The following is a 23,676-nucleotide window of genomic DNA, read 5'->3' on the forward strand; positions in this document are numbered from 1 at the left end:
CGGGGCGGACGTGGTGGTGGCAGGGGTGCGGAAAAGCAGCAGTGGCACGGAGGGTCAGTCGACAGGGATCCAGACACGCATCGACCCGTCCTCGCGATTGGCCCAGGCGTAGTACGGAATGGCTGTGAGCGTCAGGTCTCCGGGCGTCGTGGCCGCCCCTGAAGGGGCAGGCCGGGCGGAGGCGGGGGTGTAGGGCCACCAGCTGTCCCGGGACGGGAAGCCGCGGCGGCCGGCCGCCTGGACGCTGACCACGCCGCCCAGCAGATCGGGGCGGAAAATGCTCCGCAGCTGCCTGCCCGGATCGAGGATCACGTCGTCGAGGCCGCCTCCGGGATGGTCGGCCTGTTCGATGCAGTACACGAGCGGCCCGCGTTCGATGGCGACACTTCCGCGTACGGCGTCGACCCGAGGATCGGCCCGGGTCAGCCTGGCCTCGACGTCCAGTTCGAGAACGACGTGCTGCCCCGGTGACCAGCTGCGGTGCAGGCGCACCCACCCGTCCTCGACGACCGACTCGGCCGGCTCACCGTCCACCAGGACCGCGCACGTGGCGCTCCAGTGCGGTATCCGCAGGGACAGCGTCCACGGGGGCGTGTGCGGTGTGCCGGTCAGGGTCAGCTGGATCCTGCCGTCGACGGGGTAGCCGGTAGCGATGTCCACGGTGACCGGTCCGGCGTCGAGCCTGGCGGAGACGTTGCCGGTGGCGTACTGGTGGATCTGCAGACCGGTGGCGTCGGTGCTGGCACAGTAGGCGGGCAACGAGGCCAGCAGCCGCATCACGTTGGGCGGGCAGCAGGCGCAGCGGAACCACCGGGTACGGCGCGAGGTCTGGTCGGTGCCCTCGTCGGTGTAACCGTCGCGGACCTGGAGCGGGTTGACGTAGAGCCAGCGTTCCCCGTCCAGGGAGACGCCGGCGAGCAGCCCGTTGTACAGGGTGCGTTCGACGAGGTCGGAGTAGCGGGCCTGACCGGTCATCAGGGCCATGCGCCAGCTCCACTGGATGGAGGCGACGGCCGCGCACGTCTCGCAGTACGTACGGTCGCTGGGCAGTTCGAACGGGTCCCCGAAGTCCTCCCATTCGTGCCGGGCGCCGAGTCCTCCGGTCAGGTGGGTCTTGGATGCCGTCATCGCCTCCCAGAGCCGGACGACTGCATCGCGCAGCTCCGGCTCACCGGTCTCGGTGGCCACGTCGGTGGCGCCGGCCAGGAGGTAGAGCTGGCGGACTGCGTGCCCTTCGACGTGTGTGGCCTCTCGCAGCGGGACGCGGTCCTGGCAGTAGGCGGGGCCCGGTGCGATGCCGTGCCGCTCCCCCACGTTGAGCAACCCGTGGCCGTGGCGGTCGATGAAGTATCCGGCCAGGTCGAGATAGCGGCGCTCGCCGGTCTCGCGGTACAGCTCGACCAGCGCGGTCTCGATCTCGGCGTGTCCGCAGATGCCGTCGACGGCCTTGCCGGGACCGAAGGTGGCGTCGATGTGGTCGGCGAACCGTATGGCGATCTTCAGCAGGCCCTTGGTGCCGGTGGTGCGGTGCAGGGCCACCGCGGACTGGATGAGGTGGCCGGCGCAGTAAAGCTCGTGACCCCAGCGCAGGTCGGAGAACCGCTGGTCCGGCTTGACCACCTGGAACCAGGAATTGAGATAGCCGTTGTCCTCCTGAGCAGCGGCGAGAAGAGCCGTGAGGTCCTCGACATGGGAGCGAACCGTCTCGGGATCAGCCCCCGCGGGGCTGCTCGTTCCGGCCCCGGCACCGCTGTCGCAGGCGGCGTCGCCCAGATGCCAGGCCGCGGCCTCCAGCCATTTCGTCACGTCGGAGTCCAGAAAGGGCAGGTCCCCCCGGTACTCACCGGTCGCGGTCCCCGCCGCGAGACCGAGATTGTGGAGGTTTCCCGCCGACTCCAGCAGAACCGGACCCTGAGGTATCGATGCCTGTGCATTGACACGGCGCCGCTCGGCCCAGAACCCCCCGGTGATTCTCGTTGTCGCCTCCGGCCGAAGTTCCGCCGACGCTCCCGGTGTCGGACGCACGGGGCCGCTGTCATATGGCTGGGAAAGGGGGGAAGACATCGGAGATCTCCTCTTGGACCGGGGCGGACCGATCACGCGGCAGAAGGGGCCAGGCAAGGAAAGGGCTGGTCATCTCCGGACCGGACTTCGACCCTCCGCATTCCGCCGATCCGCCGGCCCGGACGGCAGCCGACAGAGCGGGTAAGCGAGGAACGTTTGGGAAACCCTTTTCCTTGCGCTGAACGTAGGGGCACCCCCCTGCCTCGTCAAGGCATCGGACAGGAAACCTGGCACGTTCGGAGGGTCGTGACGAATGCCGCTGGGCGATGGCAGGATGCTCACGACAGACACTTGAGAAAAGGGTTTCCGATGAACGATGCCGACCACCGGACCGCAACGCACCCCACTCTCACGGACGTCGCGGCACTGGCGGGGGTAGCCCCGGGGACCGCCTCGAAGGCCCTCAACGGCCGGGGCCGGCTCCGCCCCGAGACCCGGCAACGCGTCCTGGACGCGGCGGCCCAGCTCGATTTCCGGCCCAACCAGGTCGCGCAGAACCTGCTCAGCGGCCGGACGTGGACGGTGGGCCTCATCACCACCGACGGCATCGGACGCTTCGCCACACCCGTCCTGCTGGGAGCCGAGGACGCGCTGGGCACCGGCGAGATCTCCGTGCTTCTGTGCGACACCCGCGGCGACGCGATCCGTGAACAGCACTACCTGCGCACCCTGACCGCCCGACGGATCGACGGCATCATCGTCACCGGCCGTCGCACCGATCCACGCCCGCCACTGGTCGGCTCGACCGGTGTACCGACCGTCTACGCCTTCGCCCCCTCCACCGATCCGGCCGCCATCAGCGTGGTCTCCGACGACCGCCAGGGCACACAGCTCGCCGTGGAGCACCTGGCAGGTCTGGGCCGTCGGCGCATCGCGCATGTGACCGGCCCCGCACACCACGCCGCCGCCACCGACCGCGCCGCTCACACCGGTCACTGGCTCCAGGAGGCGGGCCTGCCGCTGGCCACCGGCCGTGTCCACCACGGCGAGTGGAGCGAAGCCTGGGGCAGGCAGGCCGCCCGCGCCATCGTGGGAACCGCACCCGACACGGACGCGATCTTCTGCGGCAACGACCAGATCGCCCGGGGGGTCACCGACGGCCTGCGCGAGAGCGGCCGCCGGGTACCCGACGACCTTGCGGTGGTGGGCTACGACAACTGGGACACCATGGCACTCGCCGCCCGCCCGCCCCTCACCAGCGTCGATATGAACCTCACCGAAATCGGCCGGCTGGCCGCGCTCAAGCTTCTCGAGGCGATCGACGGCCGGCCCGACTTCGGCATCCACCGCACTCCCTGCCGCCTTGTCGTCCGCGACTCGACCTGAGATCACCGCGCCGACGTCCGCCTGTGGCACCGGCGAACCCGTGCGCGGGTTCGCCGGCACGGAAGACACCACCCCGACCGGATGGTGGACCGAGCGTCGGCGGTCCTGCCTGTCGCCTGCCTACTTCGTGCCGAGGTGGTAGCTGACCTGCGGCGGCCGGTTGTCCGGCCGGCGCCGGTTGACCCCGAGAGGGCCTGCTCGCGCACATGGACGCCCTCTTCGCCCCCGGCTCGTACGGACACGGGGCGATCCGGAACAGCCCTGGGCGCGGCGACAACCGGTCGTGTCGTGGAGACTTGAGAAGCTGGACTGCGGCCGCTCCCAGCTGAAAGCCTCACAGCCGAGGCACGGAGAGAGCGCGACGAAAGAGCCACGTCCTGCTGAAGCACTTGCGGAAGCACCAGACCACGGCCGACGAGGAGGACACGATCAACACCCCCGAGATGCTCCGGCACCAGCTGGACTCCGCCAGCGTCATGAACGCGAAGAAGACCCTCCTTGAACTCCTGGGCCGCTCGGGAGTCTTCCGGGGCGAAGCCGAAAGGCTGATCGCGCTCGTCGAGGCCGGCGCGCTCGCAGACGCGCACAGCGAGGTCGGGAAGGCGGAGGGCGTCCCGGACGAGAAGGGGGAGCCGTACGGCATCGGCTGGCACGACGGCGCCCGGGCCGTCAGTGACGCACTCGTCCGCATCACCGAGCGAGCCCTTGAGCGTGCCATCGGCCCGGCGACGTCCGACTCGGTGGCGGACGCCGCGCAAGGCCATCACCCTGTCGGGAGGGTGGACGTAGAACGTGCGAAGGTCGCCGTGACGCCCCTCAGCCTCTCATTCGGTGACGCCTCGGACCTCGACCCCGAGGTGTCGGACGAGGTCCTCACCGCGGTACTCGGCACGATGGGCGTCGTGGGACGGGTCGGCTACGCGGGCCAACTGGAGCGGTTCACCGAGTCCCATCGAGAGCGGCTGGCTGAGTTGTACGCGCAGTACGGACCCCGTAGCCGCATCGCCGTCCATGGCCGCTACTCCCTCCTCCACTCCCCCACGAGCATCGCCGTACTCGAACGCCTCACCGCCGCACCATCAGCGCTCCGGGCGGAATGGGAGTACGCGGAACTGCCCCCGGCATGGCTGGAAGGACTCGCGACCGCCTGGCGCGCGTCGCAGGCTCCGCCGGGGTGACGCCCGTCCCGGCCTGGGCCCGAGGACCGTGGTTGCCGCTTCAGGGGGTGGTCACGTTGCGCCACACCGTGAGGTCCACACTGACGAATTGGCTCGGGGACTCCTTCGACGCGAAACCCTGCACAGCGACCAGGCCGTAGTGGCCCGAGCCGGTCCTCGCTCAGATCCCCCGGGACGTCGCTCGTATGCCGGTGTCCGCGAACATGTGCCTGCGCCACGGCTCATTGCCCTCGGCCCACACGGCTCAGGTCAGGTCGACCTGCGCGGGGGCGTCGTCCAGGAAGCCTCCTGACTGGTGCTGCCACAGCTTCGCGTAGGTGCCGTCCGATGCGAGCAACTGCTGGTGCGTCCCCTGCTCGACGATCCGCCCGCGGTCCAGGACGACGAGCCGGTCCATCGTGGCGACCGTGCTGAGCCGGTGCGCCACCACCAGTGCTGTCCGCCCCTCCATGAGGTGCCACAACGCCTTCTGGACGAGGACTTCGCTCTCGGAGTCCAGGGCGCTGGTCGCCTCGTCGAGCAGCAGGATCGGCGCGTCGCGCAGAATCGCCCTGGCGAGGGCGACCCGCTGACGCTGTCCGCCGGACAGCTTGACGCCCCGCTCGCCCACCATGGTGTCGAAGCCTTCCGCCAGCGCGTCGGCGAATTCCGTGACGTGCGCCGCCTCGGCCGCGCGGCGGATCTCGGCCTCGGTGGCGTCCGGCCGGGCGAACGCGATGTTGTCCCGCAGCGTGCGGTGGAACATGGCCGGGTCCTGCGGCACGTAAGCGATCAGGCTGCGCAGATCGGCCTGGCGCAGCTTGCTGATGTCCTGCCCGCCGATCAGGATCCGGCCGGCGTCGATGTCCGTCATACGCAGCAGCAGTCGGCTGAGGGTGGTCTTGCCACCGCCGGACCGGCCGACGAGCCCGATCTTCGCGCCACTGCTCACATCAAGGTCGAGGCGCTCGAAGAGCGGCTTCGCACCCGCGTGGGCGAAGGTCACGCGTTCGAAGCGGACGTCGGCGGCCTTGGACAGCAGCGGCTCCGGCGACGTCGGATCGAGCACGATCGGCTGTGTCAGCAGGAGTTCGGTGAACTGCCCGGCCTCCGTCATCGAACTTTCCAGGCGGCGGTAGATCTGGTTGAACTCGAACATGATCCGCGTCGCATTGGTGTAGTACGTGAAGGCGACGACGACCGCCTCCACGCCGTGCCCGCCCCCGCCGAGCGTGACCGCGAGCAGCAGGCCCATGGCGTTGGTCAGCACGGACATCGGAGCGACCAGCGTGTCGATACGCAGGTTGCCGTAGTCCCAGGACCGCAACGTGAGCCGGCGCGACTCCGCGACGCGGGACCGGTGCTCGGCAGCCTCGCGTTCCTCGGCGCCGAAAGCCCGGACCGTGTCCATGTTCATCAGGCTGTCGGCCACGTGACCCGACACCTGGGCAATCGCCTCCTCACGCTGGTCGACGAGCGCCTGGCGGCGGCGAATGAGGGGCATCACACACAGCGCGGTCAGCACGATCATCGTCAGGAGACCTACGACGAGCAGCGGTTCGTAACTCCACAGCACCACCGACCCGAACAGCAGCGGCACGAAGCTGCCCACGACCGAGAAGGTCAGGGTGTCGACACACTCCTCGAAGCGGGAAGCGAAACTCAGGACCCGCTTGGTCAACGACCCGGCGAAGTTGTCGTGGAAGAACGTGGCGTCCTTGGCGAACAGCTCGTCCATGCCGATCACGTACAGGTGCTCGATACCCCGGGCGTCCAGGCGGTTCAGGAAGTGCAGGCCGATGCGCCAGAACACCTCCGCGAGCAACAGAACGCCTGCGAAGCCGAGGACGTAGGGGACCATCGATCCGAGGGTGGTACCGCCGCCGTCGGCGATGTGGCCGACGAGCTTCGCGACGATCAGCGGCGCGATGTAGTTGATGCCGATGTTGCCCAGTGCCGGCGACAGCATCGCGGGTGCCGTCAGCCACCGGAGCCGGGCCAACTCCCTTCCGTAGTAACGCAGTGCCAGGAGCACCGACCCCTTGCCCGGCGATTCCTCACGTACTTCAGACAATCCCATTCCCACCCTGTGCGGTCGTGCGGCGAGCCCGCTCCATGCGTCTTCGGGGAGGCGCCTTTGCGGTACTGGCCGCGGGCGATTCGGTCCGGCTGCATGCCCTCTGCCGGGTCGTCTTCCGACAGGCTGGACACGACGGCGGAGCCCCCGCGCGGCTCGCGGCGAGGTGTCTGCGCGAGTACGGGAGGCCGGAAATCACAGTGTCCCGCGACGGCGTCCGGGCGGTCCACGCGTTTTTCTCGGCCAACGGCAACGCCGCAAACGCGTCAGCCCTGCTCCTGCCGACGTGCTCATTCACGCCCGGGCGATGGTGCGAGGTGTTCCAGGTCCCTTCTGATCGAACGACACCGAGGTGGGTCGGCACCGGGCAACGGCGCGGGGGTCAGCACCGGGATGCGTAGCCGTCGGACTCGGGAGACGGGGCGCACCGGGGTACACCGGTTCGCCATGTCCGGGGAGCGCGCACCCGTGCCCGGTGGCACGCTGCTTGTGTACGAGGTGCGTGACCTCCCCTGACCGTCCGTGCTGACCCGCGACCCAAGGAACCACCGTGATCACTACTGACTTCGTTCCCGGCTCCCCGTGCTGGCTCGATCTCGGCGCGCCCGATGTAGCGGCGGCGGCAGCCTTCTACGGCGCCGTGTTCGACTGGGAGTTCCAGAAGTTCGGTCCCGACACGGAGGAGTACGGCTCCTTCAAGCTGGACGGCAAGGCCGTCGGTGGCCTGGGCAAGCTCACCGAGGAGGGAGCCCGTTCGGCGTGGATGATCTACTTCCACACGCCCGACGCCACGGCGACGACCGAGACCGTACGGCGCCTCGGCGGCACCGTGCGGATCGAGCCGATGGACGCCGACGGCGCGGGCCGGATGGCCCAGTACACCGACCCGCACGGCGCCCAGTTCGCTGTCTGGCAGCCGGGGAAGATGAACGGGATGGAGGTCGCGGACCAGCCGGGATCCCTGTGCTGGACCGAGCTGTACACGACGGACGCGGCCGGCGCCAAGGACTTCTACGGCAACCTGTTCGGCTGGACGACCGAGGACATGCCCCTTCCGGGCGGCGGCGGAACGTACTCGATGATCACCCCGTCCGGCCGGCCACCGGAGCGTATGCACGGTGGCCTGATGGAGATGCCCGCAGACCAACTCGTCACGACCGGCGGGCTGGCCTACTGGCACCCGGTGTTCGCCTCCGCGGACTGCGACGCCACGGTCGACCGGGTCAGGACCAACGGCGGCTCAGTGCTGATGGGCCCCGAGGATGCAGAGGGAGTCGGGCGGTTGTCGCTCTGCGCCGACCCGGCGGGCGCGGACTTCGTGGTGCTCACCCCGGCCCCGATGTAGGTCCTGTCCCTCCTCGCGCCCTGCCCGCACCCGTCCCGGCGCCCAGGGCTTCTCGAGAGGGCGTGCGGATGCCAGTCGTTGCAGGGTGCAGGCATATGCGACGGGGACGGGGGATCTCCTCCGGCGTCCCGACCACGACAGCCTCCACCTGATCGACACTGATGGTGTGCGGCCGTCCCTGCCGCGGCTCGTCCACCAGCCCGTCCAGCCGGCCGGCCACCGCCTGCGTGCGTCGGCCTCGCCGTCCTGGCGCACGGCCGCGCCACCCTCGCGCAGGACGGAGTTCCGGGCGGACGGCGCTCGCACAGAGCTGCCCGCGCGGCGGCTGCCGGTGGGCCGCACCGGCTGAGAATGCCCCGTGGCTTCCCGCCGGCCGGACGTACCGCGGTTGTGCCTGCCCCGAGGACGGCGGATTCTGTAGGGGATGAACGGGGCTGGTGTGGCGCCATGACTGCATGGAACGCAGAGCAGAGTGCCGACTTTCGTGGTCCCCTCGACGTCACCAGGGCGGCCACAGTGGTGGTCGACGCCCAGGACACGGTCATCGGATGGAGCCCCGCTTCTGAGCGGCTCCTCGGTTACCACCCGCACGAAATCGTCGGCCGGCCTCTGGCCACGTTCCTGTCACCCGGCCCGACGCCCCCTGTTCTCCCCATACCTCCCCAGTTCCGGGGCAACGAGATCCGCGTCGCCCGGCACCGGGACGGTCGTGAGCTGATCGTCGCCACCGCGGTGTGTCCCCTGCCGGGCGCCGGCACGGCGGGGCGCGTCCTCGTCGCGACGGAGCTGAAGGATCTCCGGCTGTGGGAAACCCGGCTGGCCCTGTTGCATGGACTGGCCACCCAGTCACCCCTCGGCCTGGCCATCTACGACACCGAACTGCGCCTGACCTGGTGCAACGCAGCGTACGAACAGGAGATCGGACGACCGTTCGCCGAGTTCCGCGGCTTGCGGGCCGATGAGTTGTACTCCGAGGGAAAGTTCGTGACCAAGGGGCATCCGCCCACGCTCGAAGCGGTCATGCGTCATGTACTGGACACCGGAGAACCATTTCTGGACCTGCACTTCCAGGGCCGGCCGCCCAGCGACCCGGAAACGGACCACCTCTGGTCCTGCGCCTACTACCGGCTCCAGGACGCCGACGGACACGTATTCGGAGTGTGTGAGGACGCCTTCGACATCTCCGATCGCTACAGGGCACAGCGGCGGTTGGCCCTGCTCGTCGAGGCAGGCCGCGGAATCGGCACCGCCCTCGATGTCATGGTCACTGCCGAGAAGATCACCGAGGTGGCGGTGCCGGAGTTCGCCGCCACGGTCTCGGTCGACCTTTCGAAGGCGGTACTGGAAGGCGAGGTGCCGGCCACCGGCCGCTCGGCGGCGATGGCTCTGGTACGGGTCGCCCGCCGCTCCGCCGAGCAAGCCGGCCAGGAGAAGCCGGGACAGCAGCCTCCTCCCCCTCCCCTCGTCAACCACTCCCCTGTGGAGTACCCGCCCGGTTCGACGCAGGACCGCAGCCTGTCCTCGGGCGGGCTCGTGCTCGACGACACGACCCTGGTCGTGCCGCTGCGGGCCGGGAACAGCACGCTGGGACTCGTCACCTTCATCCGCAGCACCGGTTCGGCCACCTTCGACAGCGGCGAAGTGGCGCTGGCCGACGAACTCGTCGCCCGTACGGCGGTGTCCATCGACAACGCCCGACGCTTCACCCGTGAACGCACCGCCTCCCTGGCCCTCCAGCGCCAGCTCCTGCCGCAATACGTACCGCAGCAGTCAGCTGTCGACCTGGCCTACCGCTACCTGCCCACGGACGACGTGACAGGGGTCGGCGGTGACTGGTTCGACGTCATCCCGCTGTCCGGAACCCGGGTCGGACTCGTGGTCGGGGACGTGGTCGGCCACGGCCTGGAGGCAGCGGCAACCATGGGGCGGCTGCGTACGACCGTACGCGCGTTCGCTCAGATGGACATCGATCCCGACGAGCTGCTGTCGCGGCTCGACGATCTGGTGGGTCAGTCGGCGGAGGGGCAGTGGGCCGAGCTGGGCACGCCCGACGGCACCTACACCGATGTGACCATGGGGGTGACCTGTCTCTACGCGGTCTACGACCCGGTCTCGCGGCGCTGCGTCATGGCCAGGGCCGGGCACCTGCCGCCGGCGGTCGTCGGCCCGGACGGCCGCCCGTCCTTCCCTGACCTGCCCGCCGGTCCGCCCCTGGGCCTCGGCGGCCTGCCGTTCGAGTCCATGGAGATCGAGCTGCCGGTGGGCAGCCTGCTGGCTCTCTTCACCGACGGCCTGGTCGAGTCCCGCGATCGCGACATCGATCAAGGACTCGACACCCTGGGACGTGTGCTCAGCGACCGGCACGCGTCGCTCGAAGAACTGTGCGACCGGGCGGTGGCCGAACTCCTGCCGGGCGGCACAACGGCCGACGACACCGCCCTGCTGCTCGTCCGCACCCGCGAACTCGACACTTCACAGGTCGCGGAATGGGAGTTGCCCGCAGAACCGGTCGCCGTGGGCCATGCCCGGGATCTGGCCAACGAACAGCTGAGCGGCTGGGGTCTGGAAGAGCTGTCGTTCGCGACCGAGCTCGTCGTCAGCGAGCTGGTGACCAACGCGGTCAGGCACGCAGAAGGACCGCTCCACGTACGCCTCATCCGTGACCGCACCCTCCTGTGCGAGGTCGCGGACACGGGCCACACCTCACCGCACCTGCGCCACAGCGGCGAGGACGACGAGGGCGGGCGCGGCCTGTTCATCGTCGCGCAACTCGTCCAGAGGTGGGGAACGCGCTACACCCGCTCCGGTAAAACCATTTGGACCGAACAGGCCTTCCCTTCAACAGGATGAGCTTTCGGCGTCGACCGCCACCACGCAGTCGAAGGGCAGTTGCACGTGCTCCGGGGGCAGCGGCTCATGGAACAGCACCACGGCGACTCAGGGCAGGTTCCAGCGCCGGGCCTGGGACAGAGCCTGCCGCCCGGGATGAGCAAAAATCAAACAAGTGCTCTAATTGGAGAATCGATTCCGATTCGATCCCAGGCCGTCCGGATCAGCACGAGGGACGTATCTTGATGCCGTGAAGAGACGGCGCCGGTGGTCGGCGATCAGCTTGTGGGTTATGTGGTGGGCGGCTGTCACCACGACCTTTTGGTTCCTGGCCGAAATTCTCGATCAGCCGACGGAACTCGCGGGGTGTGCGGCGAGTGCTGCGCTGGTGATTGCCGTAGGCGAAGTCGGTGACCGACTGCGGCGGCGTTTCTTCCCTCGCCGGGAGACGAGCTGACAGTTCGGCTGGTCAGAGCCCGTACTTCCTCGTCCATCCGCTTCGGGTGAGACGCACGGACATGAGGGTGATGGCTGAACTGCGCCCTTGGCGGCGAACCGAAGCTCACCGCAGACGCTCGAACATCTCGCTGCGCAGTCGGGAATGCAGACGAGCAACAACCCACCGGGAGCCGGCGCCAAGGACTGGATCACCGAACACGGGAGGCGCCGTCCGTCACGGCATCGGGTCACGCACGTCCGGCCGGTTCCTGGGCAGCGCAATGCCCGCCATCTCCCTTTCCTCGTAGGACAAGAAGCCCGGACTCCGGTAAAATACGCGGTTTCGCTTGCCCTTGGATGACAATGCGTGGTCCGTGGGCAGGAGGAAGAAGCGGCAGTGCGAGCAGCGCGCATGAAGGGCTCGAGCACGGCCCGGGCGACGCCCTGCCTGTGGCACTCGAGGTTGACCACGACGTCCTGGGCGTAACAGATGCGCTCGTCGTCAGAGAGGGTCCGGGCCAGTCCGAGGAGCGTTCCTGAACCGTCTCGTGCTGTGATGCCGAGGTGCCGGTTCAGTAGGCCACGGCAGAGCCTGTCGACCTCACTGGTGCAGCCCTCCCAGCCGACTGAATCGTAGAGGTTCAGTATTTCCTGGGGATCGAAGCATTGCTGGACGGACCCTCACAAGCTGGCGAAGAGGTCGTCCAGCGGGGCGGGCACCTGGTCGGGGGCGAGGGCCTCGACCAGGAGGCGGCCATAGCGGATCTTGCGGCCCTTCTTCGTACCGATGAAGCGCCGCAGTTGGTGGTGCCGGGGCCGGCCCTGCTGGGCGGGCTGCTGTACGAAGGTCTGCCAGGGGCGCAGCTCGTCCTCGGCCTGGACGATCTGCTCGACCCGCGCCGGGCCCAGCGCACGGATGAGCTCGTCCTCCAGGTCCGCCGTGCAGACGAAGACGCCCGGGCGCGGCGCCCAGGCCGGGTTGAGGCCCCGGTCGAAGAAGGGTTTCTCGCGCTCGTCGCACAGACCGATCAGGCGCAGGCCGAGACCGGACGGCCCGAGGAGCCCTGCGTAGCGGCCGACGCTCATCGCCCCGCCCATCGGCACCACACACACCCCCTCGGCCGCCAGGTCACGGCTCCGCCCCGCGGCCAGCGCCTCGACGGCAGCGAGGTCGCTCAGACCTTCCAGCAGGACCGCCGTGTGCACCCCCAGGAACTCCGCCAGCTCCTTCGCCGGCCCGCCGGAGCCACCGCCCGCCCAGCCTGTGACCTCGTCCCGGAACATGCGCATGTCGACCATGCCGGTGAGTCTGCTACGTCCACCGACGGCAGTGCACGCGATATTCGGCTGCGCGACCGCGCAGGCTCCGCCGGGCGCACCCGCCTGGAGAACCTCGAGGACCGGCTCGCCGAGGCCATCCGGCAGCGCGCCGTGCGGGCCATGACACCGGCCGACCACGGGATCACCTGACGAAGCCCCTGGGAGCGGGCGAGGCCTCGCCACCGCCCACCTCGTCGGTACCGCAGATCGGCACGGACTGCGAGCCGGGCAGTCTATGATCTTCGACCTGATCGAGGAGGGGGGCCATATGGCGTTTCGGGAACACATGGAACGGGTCGCCGGCGAGGTCGTCGGAGGGTTTCCGGCGGACGGCGGGATCTACGCGGTGACGTTCCGGATCGACAGCGTCGATCAGGATCCGCGGTTTCCATACGTGGCGATCGGCTACACGACCGAGGCCGACGCGGCGGAAGCAACGGAGAAGGCGTCGGACTCCTGGGAGGCGCGCTGGAGTTACGCGTTCTTCCCGGAGACGGGGCTCGAAGGGGTGAGGGTCGTCGGGCGTGATCCGGACGGTGCGGAGTCTCACCGGCGGGAGGCGGAGTCCCGGGGGATCTGGTACGAGGACGACGATGAGCCGCACGATCGCGACGAGCGGCTGGTCGAATGGTTCTACGAGGTGTGCGTCGAGACGGCTCGGCACCTCCACGAGAGCGGCCGGATCGTGCAAGTGCTGGGACGGCCGGTCCCGGTGATCCTGTACGACATGTTCGACCCGGACGCGATGTTCAGGCTGACCTCGGACGCCAACCCGGCTGCGCTGGTTACGGAGTTCATGACCGAGGACCCGGGCTAAGGGCTGTCCCGTAATCCCTGGTGGATCAGCGCACGGCGTCAGATGCGGTGCATCGCAAGGCGGAGGGACATCCGCATACTGGATGTATTCGGGCGTTCCGACAACGCGGCGAGGTGCCGTAGCTGTCGTCGTGCGCCCGCCAGGGATTACGGGACAGCCCTTAGAGCACGTCCCGATGGCGCTCAACAGGTGGATGTCCCTCTACGGGCCCGCCGGATCGCTCTCCCCTCGTGAAGGAGCAGGCGGACAACGGGCGCCTGTGGTGGCTCACCATGCAGTCCTGCAACGGTTGCGTGTACGGCTGGGTCCGGGGCCACAAGGGAGTCACCCAGATCTGATGTAATCGTCTCCGACGATCCCCCGGGGTGGGGTCAGAGGCTGGGGGCGGCGTTGCAAGAGCTGGATGGGGCAGATCCGCGGCAGGTGGGGCGGTATCGGATCCACGCGCGCCTGGGAGCGGGCGGGATGGGCCGCGTGTACCTGGGGAGCTCCACCAGTGGCCGGATGGTCGCGGTGAAGGTGGTGCGCGCGGAACTGGCGGAGGACCCGGACTTCCAGCGCCGTTTCGCCCGCGAGGTGGAGGCCGCCCGGCGCGTCACGGGATTCTTCACCGCAGCCGTGGTCGATGCCGATCCCGCGGGATCGCCCGCCTGGCTCGCCACCGCCTACGTTCCGGGACTGCCGCTCGACGCAGCGGTGCGCACCCACGGGGCGTGGCCCCGGCGCTCGTTGCTCGTCCTGGGGGCCGGGTTGGTCGAGGCCCTGGAGGCCATTCACGGCACGGGACTGATCCATCGGGATCTGAAGCCGTCGAACGTGCTGATCGCCGGCGACGGACCCCGGGTCATCGATTTCGGTATCTCGATCGCCTCCGAGGCGAGTGTGCTGACCCAGACGGGATTGGTGATCGGAAGCCCCGGCTTCATGTCGCCCGAGCAGGTGACGGGGAAGTCGGTCGGCCCCGCCAGCGACGTGTTCTCCCTGGGGGCGGTACTGGCCTTCGCGGCCACCGGGGACGGCCCGTTCGGGACAGGTTCCCCGCATTCGGTGAACTTCCGCGCCGTCTACGAGGAACCCGACCTGCGCGGGCTGCCCCCGGGGACGGAGTTCGTCGGCCGGTGTCTCGACAAGGACCCCGCCCGGCGGCCCACCGTGCCGGAACTGCTGGCGCAGTTCGCGCAGATGCTCGGCGAGTCGGGCGGGCAGACATACGCGGGCAGGCTGCCGAACGAGACCGACTGGCTCCCGGAAGCGATCGCGTCGGCCCTCGCCGGCCGGAGTGCCGCCCCCACCCCCGCGCCGCCCGCGGAGGACCCAGGACCGTTGCAGAACGGGGCCACCCCTGCCGGCCCGGACGGCCGTGACGAGTCGGGCTCCGGGGACACGCAGGGCGCCGTGCCCCGTGCCGACACCCTGCCCACGCCCGATCCACGGGTTCAGCTCGGCAAGTGGCCCGAGGCGCCGCCCGCACCGCCCCTGCCCGCGAGCGGGCCACCGGCAGTACGCGACGAGCAACCCGTGCCACCCACCGGCGAGCCGCCCCTCGTCGCCGACCGGACGCCGGCCTCGCCCCCCACATCGCCCGGACGCCTCCCTGCACACGGGCCCGGCCGCGCCCGGCGCCGCCGTCTCGCGGCGATCGCTCTCACGGTCGCCCTCGTCACCGGCGGCGGCATCACCGCCCTGCTTGCCGACCAGGGCAAGGACAAGGACACGTCCGAGGGGACCGGGGGCAGCCCGAGCTCCTCCACCCGTGCCACGGGCTTCAACGCCGCAGTCGGCGGAGTGGTCAACGCGTCCGGCAGGAAGGGCGGCACCCTCCGTCTGGTGAGCTCCGATGACGCCGACTCGTGGGACCCGGCCCGCTCCTACTACGGGTGGGTCTGGAACATGCAGCGCCTCTACGCCCGCACACTGCTGACGTACGACACCGAGCCGGGCAAGCAGGGCCTGGGCCTCGTTCCGGACCTGGCCGCGGCCCAGCCGGTGGTCTCGCCCGACGGCAGGGCCTACACCGTCAAGCTGAAGCCCGGTCTGAAGTTCGAGGACGGCACACCGATCACCGCCCAGGACGTCAAGTACGGCATCGAGCGGGTCTTCGCCCAGGACGTCATCAAGGGCGGCCCCACCTACTTGATCGAGTCACTGGACCGGAGCCAGAGCTACAAGGGCCCGTACAGGGATGAGGACCCCGGGAAGCTCGGCCTGAAATCGATCGAGTCGCCGGACGAACTGACCCTCATTTTCCGGCTGGCCAAGGCCGACTCCCGCTTCCCGTACCTGCTGGCCATGGGTGCCACTTCCCCCGTGCCGCAGCAGAAGGACACCGGCGCCGGATACGGTGCGCGCCCCGTCTCCTCCGGCCCGTACCGGTTCGCGTCGTACAAGCCCGGGAATTCGTTGGTCCTCGTCCGCAACGAGCAATGGGACCGGGCCACCGACCCGTTGCGCAAGGCGCTGCCGGAGAGGATCGAGCTGACCGTCTCCACCGGCCCCGAGAACGTGGCCTCACGGCTCCTCGCGGGCACCGCCGACCTCGATGTCCAGCAGGCCGGCCTGCCGCAGCCTGCCGCGCTCACGGTGTTGAACGACCCGAAACGGTCGGCCAACGCGGACGACCCGCACAGCGGCTCCATCCGTTTCGTCTCGCTCGTCTCGAAGATCGCGCCGTTCGACAATGTGCACTGCCGCAAAGCCGTGCTGTACGCGGCCGACACCACAGCCCTGCAGAGCACCCGCGGCGGTCCGACGGCCGGTTCGAGGCACGGCAACATGCTGCCCCCGACGGTCTTCGGCTCCGACGACTACGACCCGTTCGGTCTGACCGCCGGCAAGCCCCGGATCGAGAAGGCCAAGGACGAGCTGAGGGCGTGCGACAAGCCCGCCGGCTTCGCCACCAAGATCGCCGTACGCAGCGACAACACCAAGGACCTCCAGTCCGCCGAAGCTCTGCAGAACTCCCTCAAGGCCGTCGGCATCACCGCCGAGATCGACCGCCGCGACGGCCCCCAGTTCTTCACGGACATCGGATCTCCCAGCACGGTCAAGGACAGGGGTTACGGCTTGGTCCTGCTGGGGTGGGCCGGCGACTACCCGACCGGTTCCGGCTTCCTCCAGCCCCTGGCCGACGGGCGCCTCATCCCGGCGAGCGGCAACACCAACTACGCCCAGATCGACGACCCCGCGATCAACAGCCTCTTCGACCAGGCCTCCGCCGAGAAGGACACCGCCCAGGCCGCCAAGGTCCACCGCCGGATCAACCATGCGGTCACCGACGGCGCGTACTACCTGCCGATCGTCGCCACCAAGGTCCTGAACTACCGCAACCCGCGACTGACCAACGTCTACGTCCACGAGGCTTTCGGCATGGTCGACTTCCAGGCCCTCGGCACCAGCGACGGCAGATGACGATCCGCCGCCCGCCGGTGAACCCGCGTCGGTCGTGGACCAGCTCGAACCCTTCTCTGTTGCGGTGCACGCGCGAGGGCGTCCGCCGTTCGCCTCGTTCATCCCATCCGCGGTCCCACGCCGCGTGTTCCTCCAGGTCACAACCGTTGCGTCGGAGTGTGCGCACGGCACGCGCGAGCCAAGCGGATGGTGATGCTCCGCACGACCGCCACGTGCCACCCTCGGCATGCGCACCACACGGTTCGCTCCCCTACCGGCTGGCCCGGTCCAGCAGATCGAAGAAGGTGTCACCCCTCACCACTTCGAACGGGTCGGTGAGCAGCTCGCCGAGTTCGGCGATATCGCTCGGCGTCCAGTTCCACGCGTTGACCGCTCCGGCGATGAACAGCGGGCCCTTCCCGTCCCAGCCCTCGATGTGCTTCACCAGGCCGTCCCGGTACTCGGCCGCTTTGCCCTGTGGCCAGTAGTTGCCGATCACCGGGAGACCGGCGGGGCGGATCTGGAGGTCGCCGGTCTCCCAGGACTGGATGATCCCGCGCAGTGGGGTGTTGTCCCGGTAGGAGCGGACGATGCGCTCGTCGAAGGGGACCCAGCCGTTGCCCTCCTGGAGCCGTTGGTTGTAGGCGTAGACCAGGTCCATGCCGGTGCGGCGCAGGAAGCTCCCGGTGAGCCGGGTGTATGCGTCCAGCGCCTTCTGCGGCCAGGAGCCGGGGTAGGTGTATCCGGCTCCGGACGGGCCGCTGATCAGCAGGTCGTTGGCGGTGGCGGTGCGCTGGTAGTGGGCCAGCAGCGCGGGGCCGATGTCGGCCAGAAGCGGGCTGACCGTCCAGTTGACAGGCACCTGCCCGCGCGCGGGGTTGTCCCACAGGTCGCGCATGCGGCGCTGGCAGTACTGGATGTTGTCGCCCTCGCCGACCGTGAGCGTGAGGTACACCCGATTGCGCAGCGTCGCCGGCGGGCGCGGGCGAACCCGGTCGGACACCTTCGCCCGGGTTCCGGCGTGCACCGTGCCGTTCATGTAGAAGTCGGTGGGCACCACTTCCACCCCGTGCTGTGAGGCCCGGTCGACGCCGCCCCACTCCCCCGCCACATCATTGGAGAACCAGCCGCAGTACGGGGTGGTCGGCTCGACCCGGCTGAACACCTCGTCGAGCAGGACGCCGGTGGCCCCCGAGGGCGGCAGCCACACCACCATGGCCCGGGAGGCGACCGCGTAGTCGCGGAAGTACGGGAAGGGCTCGACGCGGGTGGGCGCGGTGGTCGTGCAGGTGACGAGGTACTGGTTCCACAGGTCGGCATCGACGGTCAGCCGAGTGGTCCCGGCCGGCGCGGTGAACCGGTAGACGAAGTAACCGCCCCCGTCGCAGAAGCGGTTGGCGTCGCTGCCGACGGAGGAGTTGAGGCCGTCGAAGAGGTACGGGGCCTCGGCGTCCGTACCCGGCGTGAAGGACGCCAGCTCCTGGCCGTCGGCCCGTACGGTGATCCGTCCCACCGAAGCACCCCAGCCGTCGTCCCCCAGTGAGTCCTGGAAACGGAGGAAAGCACCGTCGGGTCCGGCGAGTTCGGGGCTGAGGTCGAAGGTGCGTACCGCCCTGTTGGAGGAGTCGCGAATACGGCTCGGCTCGCGGGCGATCTCCCGCCACTGGACACCGTCCACCTTCACGGTCCTGGTGGGCGGTAGTCCGGCCAGCAGGGTGTGGGCGCAGCGGGGGAAGAGGTGGTCCAACTGCCAGCGGTAGACCGCCTGCGGGTCGTCGGCGAAACGGCCCCGCAGATCGGCGACGACCTTCAGACCGTACCGAGCCGCCTGTTCGGCGGTAGCCGCGACGGCGTTCTCCAGGCCGGCCAGGGTGGTGGCGACGTTCACCGAGTCGGGGACCTCGGGGTCGTGCAGGACGGCGCCGCGGACCTCGCCGCGGTAGCCGCCGATCAGGTCGAGGGCGTTGTCGTGGCGGGTGATGTCGGCACCGGTGCCGGTCAGCCAGCGCAGGTCGACGCCGCTGGAGTCGTAGGCGAAGTAGAGGCGGGGGCGGCGTCGGTTGACGATTCCCTGGAGGGTGGTCAGCAGCAGCTGATCGTCACCGTGGAGCGTGCTCACGTCGGCGACGTCGAGCGTGGTGGCGCGGCCGAAGGACGGCAGCAGGCGGGTGAGGCTGCCGCTTTCGGCGGCGGCGGCCCGACCGGTGAGGCCGAAGCCCAGTCCGGCTGCCGCCAGGATCGTTCCGTTGGTCATCAGGAAGTCTCTTCGGGACACCATGGACGATCACGCTCCTCGGGTGCGGAATTGACATCGTTGTCATCAGCCAGTGAAGGTAGCGACGCATGGGGCACGTGTAAAGGGTGCGGACATCAAGGCGCACCAGGGGCCCCTCGTTTGAGGTCCGACCGGATCATGGGAGGCCGCCGCGCAGCGGCTGATCTCGCAGCGGTGCGCGCCCCTGCGAGGCGGAGGATCGAGACAGCTGGGGAGCGCGTGCCGGGGAACGTGAGCCCGGCATGATGCACACGAAGGACCCTAGGTCGGCAGCGTGGGCGCGTAGGTCGAGTGGAAGACCAGAGAGGCCGCGCCGATCGCCGCCGCGTCGGCTCCCATCGGCGCGATCTCCACCCGCACGTCGTGCAGACGGCGGTTGAACGAGCGGGTGTTCACCGCTTCGGCCATGGCATCGCGGAAGGCATCCGCGGTCTCGCGCAGCGCCGGGCCGCCGATCAGGAGGAGGTCGACGTCGAGCAGGTTGACGATGCTCACGGCGGCATCGGCCAGCCGTTCGGCGACGGGGCGTATCGTCTCCCTCGCTTCGGCGTCCCCGGCCCGGAAGGCCGCGCAGATCCTGGCATGGGTGAGCCGGTGGCCGGTACGTGCGGCGTGTGCGGCCTCGATCGCGGCCGGGCGGCACTCGGCCTCCAGGCAGCCCCGGTTGCCGCAGTAGCACTCGGCCCCGCCGGGGACGACGGTGAGGTGACCGAACTCGGCCGCGCTGAAGGACCGTCCCCGGTAGATCTGGTGGTCGAGGATGAGACCTCCGCCGATTCCCGTACCGAAGTACAGGTAGGCGTAGCTGGGCACGGACCGGCCCGCGCCGGCCCAGCGTTCGCCGATCGCGGCGGCGGTGGCGTCGTTGTCGAAGCCGACGGCGAAGCCGGTGGCCTCCTCCAGGAGCGCCCGGAGGGGGATCCGGTCCCAGTCGCTCAGCTGGGGCGGTGAGTACATCGTGCCGTCCGCGTCCAGCGGGCCGGGGCACGCGAGTCCGACACCGAGGATCCGGGCGTCGGGGACCTGGGCGGCGTCCAGCAGGGACCGTGCGGCCCGCGCCATGACGGCGATGACTGCCGCGGGCCGGATTCCGGGGGCCAGGGCACGGCGGCAGGTCCGTACCGGAATCCCGGCCAGGTTGGCGAGGACAACGGTGATCTCGGCGGGGTCGAAGTGGATCCCGATCGCGTATCCGGCGTCGGGATTGATCCGCAGGATCGTGCGCGGTTTGCCGCCGGTCGACGGGAGCGTCCCGCCCTCGCGTACCAGGCCTTCGCCGAGGAGCCGTCGCACGATCACGGAAACGGTCTGCGCGGTGAGGCCCGTACGGTCGGCGATCTGTACCCGGCTGATGCCGTCCGAGGTCTGGATCGCCTCCAGCACGACGGCTTGGTTGTAACTCCCCATCCCGGGGTGGTTCGTTCCCATCGCCATGCGAGGCAATATCACACAGCGTATTGACTTAGTAAATCAGACTGACTTACGTTTCCCGGCACTTGAGGCACGACAGCGCACAACACCGTCACCAGGAGGACGAGTTGAAGAGGCGCACTCTGCTGGCCGGGGCACTCGCGACGACAGCCGCCGGTGCGACCGCCGTCACCGGTTGTTCGAGTGGTTCCGGGAAGAAGTCGAACGAGATCGAGGTCCTCTACCGTGTGGAGCCGACCTGGCCCCACCTGGAGAAGTCCCTCAAGGGAGCCAAGACCGAGTACGAGGCCGCCCACACGGATGTCAAGATCAAACTGACCGCCGTCCAGGGCACCAACGAGGACTACTACACCAAGCTCGCCCTGCTGAACCGGTCCGCCGACTCCGCGCCCGACGTCTACCTCCACGACACCTTCCAGGTGAACGCCGATGTCGCCGCAGGGAAGCTGGCCCCGCTGGACGACTTCCTCGCCAAGTGGCCCGACTGGACGGAGCAGTTTCCCGAGCCGGTCCAGAAGGCGGCGCAGGGTCTCGACGGGAAGACGTACGGGGTGCCGATCTCGACCGACACCCGCGGTCTCTGGTACCACAAGGACGTCTTCGAGTCCGCCGGCCTGCCCGTCCCCTGGGCTCCGAAGACCTGGGACGACGTGCTGGAGGCGGCGCGTACCGTCAAGCGCAAGGTGCGCGGGGTCACCCCGTTCTCCATGTACTCGACGAAGATCCTCGGCGAGGCCGCGACCATGCAGGGCTTCGAGATGCTGCTGTACGGGACACCCGGCGGGACCCTCTTCCAGAACGAGAAGTGGGTGACGGCCGGCAAGGGCATCACCGATTCGCTGAAGTTCGTCGACACGGTCTACCGGGAGGACCTCGGCCCGAAGAAGGCCGACGCCCTCAACGCCAAGCTCGGCGACAAAGTGCTCCTGGAGTGGTTCCCCAAGGGCAAGCTCGGCATCGCGCTGGACGGCGCATGGGCCTCGGGCGCCTGGAAGCCGACGAGCCCCACCCCGTGGGCCGACTGGACGAAGAAGATGGGCTGGGCCCCCATGCCCACCCAGAACGGTGAGGCGCCGGGCGCGGTGAGCATGTCGGGCGGCTGGGTGATGGCGGTGAGTTCGTACAGCAAGCGCAAGCAGCAGGGGTTCGACTTCATCACGTTCGCGATGAACAAGAAGCACGCGATGGAGTACTCGCTGGGCACCGGTGACCTCGCAGTCCGCAAGGACGTGGCGGCCGACCCGGAATACCTCGCGGAGAACCCGTCGGTGGAGTTCTGGACCGATCTCGCGAAGGTGTCGCACTACCGGCCGGCGTACGAGGCGTACCCGAAGGTCTCCACGCAGATCCAGGAGGCGATGGAAGCGGTCACGCTCGGGTCGAAGTCGCCCGAGGAGGCGGCCGAACAGTTCGCCAAGGGTGTGGAGCGGGCTGTAGGTGCCGACAACGTTGTCGGCAAGGCGTCGTGACACTCACCACCGCGACCGGACCGAAACGGGCGCCGGCAGCGAACACGCTGCCGTCGCCCGTGCGGCGCGGGAGGACCCTGCGCTGGCTGCTCCCCCTGACCCCCACGCTCGTACTGCTGGCGATCTTCCTGGTGGGCCCGGTCGGGTGGAGCGTGTACGTCGCGTTCACCAACGAGACGCTCACCGGCTCGGCGTCCGTCAACGCCCGCTTCATCGGACTCGACAACTTCACCCGGCTCTTCGACGACGAGGCGTTCGTCAGCTCGCTGATCCGCACCCTCGTCTTCGTCCTCGGCTCGGCCGTCATCGGGCAGAACATCCTCGGCATGCTCATCGCGCTGCTCCAGCGCGGCAAGAGCCGCATGGCGCGCGGCGTGGTGAACGGGGTGGTGATCGCCGCGTGGGTGATGCCCGAAGTGGTCGCCGCCGCCTGCTGGTTCTCGTTCCTCGGCGACGAGGGCACCGTGAACTCGGTGTTCGGGATCCACCAGGAGTGGCTGGTCACCTCACCGCTCTTCGCGGTGATCCTCGCCAACGTCTGGCGCGGCACCGCGTTCTCGATGCTCGTGTATTCGGCGGCACTCTCCGAGGTCCCGCGCGACCTCCTGGAGGCCGCGAAGGTCGACGGCGCCTCCACCCTCCGGACGTTCTTCAGTGTCACGCTGCCCCTGATCCGCCGCTCGGTCCTGTCCAACCTGATGCTGACGACCCTCCAGACGCTGGCAAGTTTCGGCCTGATCTACGCCCTGACCGGCGGCGGACCGGGCGAGGCCAGCCAGACCACCCCGCTGTACATGTACGAGCAGGCGTTCCGGTACTTCGAGATCGGCTACGGCAGTGCCATGGCGCTGGTGATGCTGGTCATCGGCGCCCTCTTCTCGCTGGTCTACCTGCGACTGATCAAGGTGGAGTCCTGATGACCCGCTGGGGCGCGCGCTGGTCGGCCCACGCCGTACTCGCGCTGATCACCCTGTCCTTCCTCGGCCCCTTCCTCTGGGTGCTGCTCTCCTCCGTCCAGCCCGGTTCCTCCCCCGCGGCCAAACCCGCCTTCTCCTTCTCGCTCGACAACTTCCGCGCCGTCCTCACCTACGACACCGTGTACGGTCCGCTGCTCAACTCCGTGGTCATCTCCGGAGGAACCGCCGTCCTCACCGTCGTCGTGGCGGGTCTCGCCGCCTACCCGCTCTCCCGCTACCAACTGCGCTTCAAGCGCCACTTCATGCTCACCCTGCTCTTCTCCACCGGCCTCCCGCTGACCGCGATCATGGTCCCGGTCTATGCGATGTTCTTCCGCTTCAGCCTGTACGGCTCGGTACCCGCGATGGTCCTCTTCCTGACGGCGAGCTCGCTGCCGTTCTCCATATGGATGATGAAGAACTTCATGGACGGGGTTCCGATCAACCTCGAGGAAGCCGCCTGGGTGGACGGAGCCGGCTGGCTGAAGTCGCTGCGGTTCGTCGTCGCCCCGCTGATGGCCCCGGGCATCGCGGTCGTCGCGATCTTCGTGTTCGTCGGCCAGTGGGGCAACTTCTTCGTCCCGTTCGTGCTGCTCGACTCCCCCGAGAAGCAGCCCGCCGCCGTCACCATCTACACGTTCTTCTCCCAGTACGGGCGGGTCGCCTACGGCCAGTTGGCCGCGTTCTCCGTCATTTACACCACCCCCGCGGTCCTGCTCTACGTCGCGGTCAGCAAATACCTCTCCGGCTCGTTCAACATGGCCGGCTCGGTGAAGGGATAGCAC

15 protein-coding genes are annotated in these 23,676 nt (G+C 69.1%); 10 read left to right on the forward strand and 5 right to left on the reverse strand.

Annotated elements, in window-relative coordinates:
* Positions 1 to 54: 54 nt before the first annotated feature.
* The gene (locus ACFWBQ_RS29515) at positions 55 to 2,064 is read right to left on the reverse strand and encodes a glycoside hydrolase family 127 protein (protein ID WP_385502222.1); all 2,010 of its coding nucleotides are present in this window, start codon (positions 2,062 to 2,064) and stop codon (positions 55 to 57) included.
* 309 nt (positions 2,065 to 2,373) lie between these two features.
* Here ACFWBQ_RS29515 and ACFWBQ_RS29520 point away from each other — a divergent pair, with 309 nt between their 5' ends.
* A complete protein-coding gene (locus ACFWBQ_RS29520; protein WP_385502223.1) occupies positions 2,374 to 3,390 on the forward strand; it encodes a LacI family DNA-binding transcriptional regulator in 1,017 nt (338 codons plus the stop codon).
* 389 nt (positions 3,391 to 3,779) lie between these two features.
* Positions 3,780 to 4,568 (forward strand): hypothetical protein, encoded by a 789-nt coding sequence (locus tag ACFWBQ_RS29525; RefSeq protein ID WP_385502224.1) that lies wholly within the window; start codon positions 3,780 to 3,782, stop codon positions 4,566 to 4,568.
* 244 nt (positions 4,569 to 4,812) lie between these two features.
* Here ACFWBQ_RS29525 and ACFWBQ_RS29530 read toward each other — a convergent pair whose 3' ends face one another.
* On the reverse strand, positions 4,813 to 6,627 hold the full coding sequence (locus ACFWBQ_RS29530; RefSeq protein WP_385502225.1) for an ABC transporter ATP-binding protein: 1,815 nt from the start codon (positions 6,625 to 6,627) through the stop codon (positions 4,813 to 4,815).
* 547 nt (positions 6,628 to 7,174) lie between these two features.
* On the opposite strand from ACFWBQ_RS29530, the gene ACFWBQ_RS29535 reads away from it, so the two are divergent.
* The 3 genes from ACFWBQ_RS29535 to ACFWBQ_RS29545 all read left to right on the forward strand — a co-directional run bounded on the left by ACFWBQ_RS29535 (position 7,175) and on the right by ACFWBQ_RS29545 (position 10,819).
* Positions 7,175 to 7,969, forward strand: a complete 795-nt coding sequence (locus ACFWBQ_RS29535; protein ID WP_385502226.1) for a VOC family protein — start codon at positions 7,175 to 7,177, stop codon at positions 7,967 to 7,969.
* A 166-nt stretch (positions 7,970 to 8,135) separates the two neighbouring features.
* A complete protein-coding gene (locus ACFWBQ_RS29540; protein WP_385502227.1) occupies positions 8,136 to 8,318 on the forward strand; it encodes a hypothetical protein in 183 nt (60 codons plus the stop codon).
* 98 nt (positions 8,319 to 8,416) lie between these two features.
* Positions 8,417 to 10,819: a SpoIIE family protein phosphatase gene (locus ACFWBQ_RS29545; protein WP_385502228.1), complete on the forward strand. Its 2,403-nt coding sequence runs from the start codon at positions 8,417 to 8,419 to the stop codon at positions 10,817 to 10,819.
* A 1,098-nt stretch (positions 10,820 to 11,917) separates the two neighbouring features.
* Here the strand turns inward: ACFWBQ_RS29545 and ACFWBQ_RS29550 are convergent.
* Positions 11,918 to 12,535, reverse strand: a complete 618-nt coding sequence (locus tag ACFWBQ_RS29550; RefSeq protein ID WP_385502229.1) for a TOPRIM nucleotidyl transferase/hydrolase domain-containing protein — start codon at positions 12,533 to 12,535, stop codon at positions 11,918 to 11,920.
* 289 nt (positions 12,536 to 12,824) lie between these two features.
* Between ACFWBQ_RS29550 and ACFWBQ_RS29555 the strand changes: the two genes are divergently transcribed.
* Both ACFWBQ_RS29555 and ACFWBQ_RS29560 read left to right on the forward strand, forming a co-directional pair.
* A complete protein-coding gene (locus ACFWBQ_RS29555; RefSeq protein ID WP_385502230.1) occupies positions 12,825 to 13,373 on the forward strand; it encodes a hypothetical protein in 549 nt (182 codons plus the stop codon).
* Between the two features lie 423 nt (positions 13,374 to 13,796).
* Entirely contained in the window at positions 13,797 to 16,781 is a 2,985-nt protein-coding gene (locus ACFWBQ_RS29560; protein ID WP_385502231.1) for an ABC transporter substrate-binding protein, read from the forward strand.
* A 250-nt stretch (positions 16,782 to 17,031) separates the two neighbouring features.
* Here ACFWBQ_RS29560 and ACFWBQ_RS29565 read toward each other — a convergent pair whose 3' ends face one another.
* Both ACFWBQ_RS29565 and ACFWBQ_RS29570 read right to left on the reverse strand, forming a co-directional pair.
* Positions 17,032 to 19,038 (reverse strand): GxGYxYP domain-containing protein, encoded by a 2,007-nt coding sequence (locus ACFWBQ_RS29565; RefSeq protein ID WP_385502233.1) that lies wholly within the window; start codon positions 19,036 to 19,038, stop codon positions 17,032 to 17,034.
* Positions 19,039 to 19,296: 258 nt separating this feature from the next.
* On the reverse strand, positions 19,297 to 20,469 hold the full coding sequence (locus ACFWBQ_RS29570; protein WP_385502234.1) for an ROK family transcriptional regulator: 1,173 nt from the start codon (positions 20,467 to 20,469) through the stop codon (positions 19,297 to 19,299).
* A gap of 104 nt (positions 20,470 to 20,573) precedes the next feature.
* Between ACFWBQ_RS29570 and ACFWBQ_RS29575 the strand changes: the two genes are divergently transcribed.
* Genes ACFWBQ_RS29575 through ACFWBQ_RS29585 form a run of 3 tightly spaced genes read left to right on the forward strand, consistent with a single transcriptional unit; the run spans position 20,574 to position 23,673 of the window.
* Positions 20,574 to 21,935 carry an extracellular solute-binding protein gene (locus ACFWBQ_RS29575; protein ID WP_385502237.1) on the forward strand — a complete coding sequence of 454 codons (1,362 nt, stop codon included), beginning with the start codon at positions 20,574 to 20,576 and terminating at the stop codon, positions 21,933 to 21,935.
* Positions 21,932 to 22,852 (forward strand): carbohydrate ABC transporter permease, encoded by a 921-nt coding sequence (locus tag ACFWBQ_RS29580; protein WP_385502239.1) that lies wholly within the window; start codon positions 21,932 to 21,934, stop codon positions 22,850 to 22,852. Before ACFWBQ_RS29575 ends, ACFWBQ_RS29580 begins: the two co-directional genes overlap by 4 nt.
* Entirely contained in the window at positions 22,852 to 23,673 is an 822-nt protein-coding gene (locus ACFWBQ_RS29585) for a carbohydrate ABC transporter permease (RefSeq protein ID WP_385502241.1), read from the forward strand. Before ACFWBQ_RS29580 ends, ACFWBQ_RS29585 begins: the two co-directional genes overlap by 1 nt.
* Positions 23,674 to 23,676: the final 3 nt, after the last annotated feature.

The sequence above is a fragment of the Streptomyces sp. NPDC060035 genome, from assembly GCF_042736635.1.
Lineage (GTDB): Bacteria > Actinomycetota > Actinomycetes > Streptomycetales > Streptomycetaceae > Streptomyces.

Coding starts and splice junctions, on each gene's coding strand:
- ACFWBQ_RS29565 (WP_385502233.1), bottom strand. CDS start 19,038: ATGGTGTCCCGAAGAGACTTCCTGATGACCAACGGAACGATCCTGGCG.
- ACFWBQ_RS29585 (WP_385502241.1), top strand. CDS start 22,852: ATGACCCGCTGGGGCGCGCGCTGGTCGGCCCACGCCGTACTCGCGCTG.
- ACFWBQ_RS29550 (WP_385502229.1), bottom strand. CDS start 12,535: ATGGTCGACATGCGCATGTTCCGGGACGAGGTCACAGGCTGGGCGGGC.
- ACFWBQ_RS29515 (WP_385502222.1), bottom strand. CDS start 2,064: ATGTCTTCCCCCCTTTCCCAGCCATATGACAGCGGCCCCGTGCGTCCG.
- ACFWBQ_RS29555 (WP_385502230.1), top strand. CDS start 12,825: ATGGCGTTTCGGGAACACATGGAACGGGTCGCCGGCGAGGTCGTCGGA.
- ACFWBQ_RS29545 (WP_385502228.1), top strand. CDS start 8,417: ATGACTGCATGGAACGCAGAGCAGAGTGCCGACTTTCGTGGTCCCCTC.
- ACFWBQ_RS29570 (WP_385502234.1), bottom strand. CDS start 20,469: ATGGCGATGGGAACGAACCACCCCGGGATGGGGAGTTACAACCAAGCC.
- ACFWBQ_RS29530 (WP_385502225.1), bottom strand. CDS start 6,627: ATGGGATTGTCTGAAGTACGTGAGGAATCGCCGGGCAAGGGGTCGGTG.
- ACFWBQ_RS29520 (WP_385502223.1), top strand. CDS start 2,374: ATGAACGATGCCGACCACCGGACCGCAACGCACCCCACTCTCACGGAC.